This is a genomic window from Mycobacterium sp. (assembly GCF_032161845.1).
GTDB lineage: Bacteria > Actinomycetota > Actinomycetes > Mycobacteriales > Mycobacteriaceae > Mycobacterium.
In genome coordinates, this window is the sequence record NZ_JAVRQA010000239.1 from 1 (window position 1) to 5,903 (window position 5,903).

Consider the following 5,903-nt stretch of genomic DNA (forward strand, 5'->3'; position numbering starts at 1 on the left):
TCGACCTCGGCCGGGTAGGCGAGAGGTCGCCGAAGGCGGATCTGAAATCGGCGAACTCAATGAAGTGGTTGCCGCGCGATCGTCTCGGACCGACCGGGACCGGCCATCGGCCTTTCGCGGATGATCTAAGTTGGTCGAAGTGACGAGCACACGGGCAAACACCACCCCGGCGATCCTGTGGCTGACCGCGGCACTGGTGTTCTTCGTCTTCGAGGCCATCGCAGCGGCATCGGTCGCGCCTCCCTACGACTACAGCTACGTGAGCGACTACATCAGTCAGCTCGGTGTACCAGGGTGGACTCCGCTGGCCGCGGTCATGAACGTGGGACTCTGCGTGCAGGGGGTCGGTTTCTTCGTCGGGGCGATACTCGCCGGTCGCGCGAGCGCCACCGGTCGGCGCAGCCTGTTTCGCGTCTTGGCCGCGTTCTATGCGCTTGGCATGCTTCTGGTGGCAGCGGTTCCCTTCGGCGTTGGTGCGCCGGCGACCGACATGAGCGGATTTCACTGGCTGGGCGCGCTGCTGGCCATCTTCGTGGGCAATGCCGCGATCGTGGCCGGATCATCCGTCGTCGCTGGTTTGGTGGGCGTGCGGTGGTATCGCAAGGCATCGGTACTTCTGGCCGTTCTTGGGATCCTGAGCTTCTTGATCCTCAGCCAGCCCGCAGCGGCGCCGTCCCTGGGAATCTGGGAGAGGGGCAGCGTGTATTCGGTCATGCTGTGGCAGATGCTCTCCGCCGTCCTCCTTCTCAATGAGGTCCGGCACCGGAGAACTGGCGAGATTCACTACCGGTGAGTAACAGATACCGCCTAACTTGATACTCCAACCTTCGGCTTAAACTGCCTCCGATACATTCTTAAAGAGGTTTCTTAGAGACATGCCATCAGGAGGCGCAGTGCCAAGTCACGCCAGCTCGAAGATCTCCAAGGTGCTCGTCGCCAACCGCGGCGAGATCGCCGTCCGGGTGATCCGGGCCGCCAAGGACGCGGGGCTGGCCAGCGTGGCCGTTTACGCCGATCCCGATGCCGACGCACCGCACGTTCGCCTTGCCGACGAAGCCTTCGCCCTCGGCGGCCAGACCTCGGCGGAGTCCTACCTGGATTTCGGCAAGATCCTCGACGCCGCCCAGAAGGCAGGCGCCAACGCCATTCACCCCGGCTACGGGTTTCTCTCGGAGAATGCCGACTTCGCCCAGGCCGTGCTCGATGCCGGGCTGATCTGGATCGGCCCGAGCCCGCAGTCGATCCGCGACCTCGGTGACAAGGTGACCGCCCGCCACATCGCGGCCAAGGCGAAGGCCCCGCTGGTGCCCGGCACGTCCGAACCGGTCAAGGACGCCGACGAGATCGTCGCGTTCGCCAAGGAGTACGGCGTCCCGATCGCCATCAAGGCGGCCTTCGGCGGCGGCGGTCGCGGCATGAAGGTGGCCCGCACGATCGAGGAGATCCCCGAACTCTTCGACTCGGCGACGCGTGAAGCCGTGTCGGCGTTCGGCCGCGGCGAGTGCTTCGTCGAGCGCTACCTGGACAAGCCGCGCCACGTCGAGGCCCAGGTGATCGCCGATACGCACGGCAACGTCGTCGTCGCGGGCACCCGCGACTGCTCGCTGCAGCGGCGCTTCCAGAAGTTGGTGGAAGAGGCCCCGGCCCCGTTCCTCACCGATGCGCAGCGCAAGGAGATTCACGAGTCCGCCAAGCGGATATGCAAGGAAGCCGGGTACTACGGCGCGGGCACCGTGGAGTACCTCGTCGGTCAGGACGGCCTGATCTCGTTCCTCGAAGTCAACACACGCCTGCAGGTCGAACACCCGGTCACCGAGGAGACCTCGGGAATCGACCTGGTGCGTCAGCAGTTTCGCATCGCCAACGGCGAGGCCCTCGACATCACCGAGGACCCGACGCCGCGTGGCCACTCCTTCGAATTCCGCATCAACGGCGAGGACGCCGGCCGTGGCTTTCTGCCCGCGCCGGGTCCCGTCACCCTGTTCGAGCCGCCGACCGGTCCCGGTGTGCGACTGGACTCCGGGGTCGAGACCGGCTCGGTCATCGGTGGCCAGTTCGACTCGATGCTGGCCAAGCTGATCGTCTCCGGCGCTACCCGCGACGAGGCGCTTGACCGGTCGCGCCGCGCGCTGGCCGAGTTCAACGTCGAGGGTCTTGCCACCGTCATTCCGTTCCACCGTGCCGTGGTGTCCGATCCCGCCTTCATCGGCGACGAGAACGGCTTCACCGTGCACACCCGGTGGATCGAAACCGAGTGGGACAACACCGTCGAGCCCTTCACCTCCGGCGCACCCCTCGACGAGGAGGACACCCTCCCCCGGCAGAAGGTCGTCGTCGAGGTCGGTGGCCGTCGAGTCGAGGTGTCATTGCCCGGCGACCTGGCGATCGGCGGGGGCGGCGGCGCGGCAGCCGGTGCCATCCGCAAGAAGCCCAAGCCCCGCAAGCGTGGCGCGCAGGGTGGTGCCGCAGCATCCGGCGACTCCGTCACCGCGCCGATGCAGGGCACCGTCGTCAAGGTCGCCGTCGAAGAGGGCCAGCAGGTCGCCACCGGTGACCTCATCGCCGTCCTGGAGGCGATGAAGATGGAGAACCCCGTGACCGCCCATAAGGACGGCACCATCACCGGGCTCGCCGTCGAGGCCGGTGCCGCGGTCACGCAGGGCACCGTGCTCGCCGAGATCAAGGACTAACGGCCGCAAGACCATCCTCGAGACTGCGAGGAGATCGCGATTCCTTGGAGTTGGGCGATCTCCCCGCAGTTTCGGCGTATCGGGAGGACGTGAAGACGTGGAACCCGTCGAGATCAACAACGGCACGTGGTACCTGCGCGGACTGCGCTATGACGACCGCGTGGACGACCGGCCGGCGCTCGCCGACCTCGGGGAGACCGACCTCGACTACATCGACGAGGCCGAGGACGGTTGGGCCGACGAAACCCGATATACGTGGGCGGTGTGTGAACCCACCACCGGGGAACTGCTCGCCGAGGTAACGCTGGACCTGGAATCGCGTTTCATGAAGAGCCGGGCACGGCCGGGTCACGAGGATGCCGCGGCCATGTCCGAGGAGACCGTCCGCCGCTATGCCTCGGAGGTCCTCAACATTCGGGTGGAAACGTGACGGCCGCCGGGCCCAAGCCCAATCTCCGCCCACCCAGCTCCGCCCGCCCGAAGGTCGTCACGGTCACCGGCGCCGCGGGCCAGATCGGTTACGCCGCACTGTTTCGCATCGGCGCGGGCGCACTGCTCGGTCGCGACGTACCGGTCACGCTGCGACTGCTGGAGTTGCCGTCAGCGGTCCGCGCAGCCGAGGGCGTGGTGATGGAACTCGTCGACAGCGCCTTCGACCTGCTCTGCGACGTGGAGATCCACGATGACCCCGTGCGCGCGTTCGACGGCGTCGACGTCGCGCTGCTCGTCGGCGCGAAGCCTCGGAGCAAGGGCATGGAACGCGCCGACCTACTGGCCGCCAACGCGTCGATCTTCGCCGAAGCGGGCCGCGCGCTGAACGCCGGCGCATCGTCGGATGTTCGCATCGCGGTGGTCGGCAACCCCGCCAACACCAACGCCCTGGTCGCCTCGGCGCATGCGCCGGACGTTCCCGCCGAACGATTCACCGCGCTGACACGCCTCGACCACAATCGTGCCATCGCCGCGCTGGCCGCCCACGCAGGCGTGCACGTCAGCGCCGTTTCGCGGGTGACGGTGTGGGGCAACCACTCTCCGACCATGTATCCGGACATCTTCCACGCCGTCGTCGGGGACCGCCCAGGTTACGAGTACGCCGCCGACACCGACTGGCTGACGACGGACTTCATTCCCACCGTCGCCAAGCGGGGCACGGCCATCATCGACGCCCGCGGCACGTCGTCGGCGGCCTCGGCGGCCAATGCCGCCATCGATCACGTCCGCGATTGGGTGGACGGTACGGACGCCGACGACTGGACGTCGGTGGCGCTGCCCTCACCGGGTGTCTACGGCATTCCCGAGGGCATCGTGGCGTCGCTGCCGGTGCGCGCGGTCGGCGGCTCCTGGCAGGTCGTCGAGGGCCTCGAGGTCAACGAGTTCTCCCAAGCGCGCATCGACGCGTCGGTGGCCGAGCTCGTCGACGAGCGTGCGGCCGTCGCCGCTCTCGGACTGCTCTAGCCTCCGGACGTTGCGGTTCGGAAGGCGTCCACCGCGCCGAACGGGAGCGGACCTCGCCTGCCGACGCGGTATCCGTTGTCGTGGCACCAAGCCCGGATTTCGAGCCGCTCATCACCGCTGACGTGCTTGCGCCATGGATCGACGCGCGCCACGTGTCGTTGCCGCGGCGCGCCGACCCGGCGAGCGTGGGATGCCCACTCCTTGACCGTGTTCCGCAGAACCTCGGCGTTCGCCGTTGACAGCTCGATGGCGTACAGCTGACCGTCGATGCCGAATTCGATCGTTTGGTCTGCCGTCGTACCGTCGAGGTCATCGACGGACCTGACGGCCTTCTTCTTTCCCATGGCGAATGACCACCCCCTGCCCCGTGGCGCCGCGAAGCGCCAGCCCCCCAGTGGCCGCGTACGACCACCGTCCGCAGAATCCCCAGTCCGCGTACTGAGCCTGTATATCACCGCTGGACGGCCTATGGCTCGTCGATGTCCACACCGGTCGCCAGATCGCCGCACTCCACCGCGACCACGTCGGCCCTGTCCTTCAGGAAGGGGCGCGCTCCCTGGTCCCCCTGCAGTGTCGATGCGAGCGCGGCCCAGTGCCGCTGCGCGATCACCACGGGGTGACCGACGCGTCCCCCGTATGTCGCGCGTGCCAGTCCCGACGCCGAGGAACGGGCCGCGCCAAGCACCCGGGCGACGACCTCGGCGCCGACGTCCGGCGTGTCGACCAGGTGCAGCACCGCGAAGTCGGCCTCACCTGCGGCAATCAGTCCCGCGCGCACCGAGGCGCTGATTCCGTCCGCCCAGTCGGGGGCGATCACCGCGCGAGCGGGAGGAAGCACGTCGAGCACGGCGGCACCCAGCACCACCACGACGTCGTCACATCCCCCACCCGCCAGCGCCTCGACCGCGGCACGCAGCCACTCCCCTTGATGCGCTTGGACTTTCGGCTGCCCATAACGTCTACCCGCCCCGGCGGCCAGCAAGACGCCCGCGACGTTGCGACTTCTCGACATGCGAACATCGTCCACCTGGTCGATTCTTGACCCATGTCCGCCCCGGTCGCCGCGTGGCCCGCACCGGCACCACTAGCCTCGACGACGTGAACTCGATGACGGGCGGCTTCACCCGGCTGACGGAAGACCAGCAAATGGACCTGCTGTTGGGGGCGTGCTCGTCAACGGTCTGGGCGCGACGAGTCCTTGCGGGCGGCCCGTTCCGTGACGTCGGCGCACTGCTGGAGCGCGCCGATCGGGTGCTCGCCGAGCTTCCCGACGGTGAGATCGACGCGGCCCTGGACGGCCATCCACGGATCGGCGCCGAGGTGGACAACGCATCCTCGGCTCGCGAGCAGGCCGCGGTGCTTGCGGCCGCCGACTCGGTGAAGGCCGAGTTGGCCGCGAAGAACGCCGAGTACGACCAGAGGTTTGGTTACGTCTACCTGGTCTGCGCCGACGGGCGTTCCGCCGAGGAACTGCTGGCCATCCTCACCGACCGCCTTCACAACGACCCCGAGACCGAGCGACGGGTGATGCGCAGCGAGCTGGCCAAGATCAACCGACTGCGGCTGGCACGGCTGCTGAGCGAGCCCCCGACATGACCCCACCCCCTCGCGAGCAGACGCAAAGGGCCCTCAAATGCGCCAAAACAGGGCCGTTTGCGTCTGTTCGCGGGAGAAGGTGACCACATGAGCCTTTCCACCCACGTCCTCGACGCCATGTCCGGCAAGCCCGCCGCGGGCGTCGCCGTCACGCTCACCGAC

Annotated in this window: 7 protein-coding genes; 5 read left to right on the forward strand and 2 right to left on the reverse strand. The window is 67.9% G+C overall.

Annotation, left to right across the window (positions count from 1 at the left end; all coding sequences use genetic code 11):
• The first annotated feature begins 139 nt into the window (after window positions 1–139).
• The 4 genes from QOD90_RS13855 to QOD90_RS13870 all read left to right on the forward strand — a co-directional run bounded on the left by QOD90_RS13855 (window position 140) and on the right by QOD90_RS13870 (window position 4,145).
• Window positions 140–793, forward strand: a complete 654-nt coding sequence (locus QOD90_RS13855) for a DUF998 domain-containing protein (RefSeq protein WP_526350587.1) — start codon at window positions 140–142, stop codon at window positions 791–793.
• Between the two features lie 100 nt (window positions 794–893).
• Window positions 894–2,690 (forward strand): acetyl/propionyl/methylcrotonyl-CoA carboxylase subunit alpha, encoded by a 1,797-nt coding sequence (locus QOD90_RS13860; protein ID WP_526350589.1) that lies wholly within the window; start codon window positions 894–896, stop codon window positions 2,688–2,690.
• Window positions 2,691–2,787: 97 nt separating this feature from the next.
• Window positions 2,788–3,120 (forward strand): hypothetical protein, encoded by a 333-nt coding sequence (locus tag QOD90_RS13865; protein ID WP_526350591.1) that lies wholly within the window; start codon window positions 2,788–2,790, stop codon window positions 3,118–3,120.
• Window positions 3,117–4,145 carry a malate dehydrogenase gene (locus QOD90_RS13870; RefSeq protein ID WP_526350593.1) on the forward strand — a complete coding sequence of 343 codons (1,029 nt, stop codon included), beginning with the start codon at window positions 3,117–3,119 and terminating at the stop codon, window positions 4,143–4,145. Before QOD90_RS13865 ends, QOD90_RS13870 begins: the two co-directional genes overlap by 4 nt.
• On the opposite strand, the gene QOD90_RS13875 is transcribed toward QOD90_RS13870, so the two are convergent.
• Window positions 4,142–4,489: an Lsr2 dimerization domain-containing protein gene (locus QOD90_RS13875; protein ID WP_526350595.1), complete on the reverse strand. Its 348-nt coding sequence runs from the start codon at window positions 4,487–4,489 to the stop codon at window positions 4,142–4,144. The two genes, QOD90_RS13870 and QOD90_RS13875, sit on opposite strands and share 4 nt — an antisense overlap.
• Before the next feature lie 122 nt (window positions 4,490–4,611).
• Entirely contained in the window at window positions 4,612–5,157 is a 546-nt protein-coding gene (locus QOD90_RS13880; RefSeq protein WP_526350597.1) for a nucleotidyltransferase family protein, read from the reverse strand.
• A gap of 95 nt (window positions 5,158–5,252) precedes the next feature.
• Between QOD90_RS13880 and uraD the strand changes: the two genes are divergently transcribed.
• The gene (uraD, locus tag QOD90_RS13885; RefSeq protein WP_526350599.1) at window positions 5,253–5,741 is read left to right on the forward strand and encodes a 2-oxo-4-hydroxy-4-carboxy-5-ureidoimidazoline decarboxylase; all 489 of its coding nucleotides are present in this window, start codon (window positions 5,253–5,255) and stop codon (window positions 5,739–5,741) included.
• Window positions 5,742–5,903 lie beyond the last annotated feature (162 nt).